The organism is Saccharicrinis aurantiacus (assembly GCF_947489045.1).
GTDB lineage: Bacteria > Bacteroidota > Bacteroidia > Bacteroidales > Marinilabiliaceae > Saccharicrinis > Saccharicrinis aurantiacus.
The window spans coordinates 1-576 of the sequence record NZ_CANLCN010000062.1 but is presented as its reverse complement, the minus strand read 5'-3'; the positions used below and the strand labels follow the sequence as shown (position 1 = coordinate 576).

General features: G+C 49.8%; 1 rRNA gene. It reads left to right on the top strand.

The annotated features are described in order from the left end of the window. Window positions 1–510, top strand: a 16S ribosomal RNA gene (locus QMO11_RS21870); the annotation flags it as partial. Window positions 511–576: the final 66 nt, after the last annotated feature.

Sequence of the window (576 nt, the reverse complement as noted above, 5' to 3'; positions counted from 1 at the left end):
TTTTTCTTCGGACAATTTACAAGGTGCTGCATGGTTGTCGTCAGCTCGTGCCGTGAGGTGTCGGGTTAAGTCCCATAACGAGCGCAACCCCTATTTTTAGTTACCAGCACGTAATGGTGGGGACTCTAGAAAGACTGCCTGGGTAACCAGAGAGGAAGGTGGGGATGACGTCAAATCAGCACGGCCCTTACGTCCAGGGCTACACACGTGTTACAATGGTCGGTACAAAGGGCAGCTACATGGCAACATGATGCTAATCTCTAAAGCCGGCCTCAGTTCGGATCGGAGTCTGCAACTCGACTCCGTGAAGCTGGATTCGCTAGTAATCGCATATCAGCCATGATGCGGTGAATACGTTCCCGGGCCTTGTACACACCGCCCGTCAAACCATGGAAGTTGAGGGTACCTGAAGTCTGTTACCGCAAGGAGCGGCCTAGGGTAAAATCGATAACTAGGGTTAAGTCGTAACAAGGTAGCCGTACCGGAAGGTGTGGCTGGAACACCTCCTTTCTGGAGAGATGTTTTACACTGTTACTGAGGTAATGAATAAGCAACTTGATTTCTTATTTACTTGGT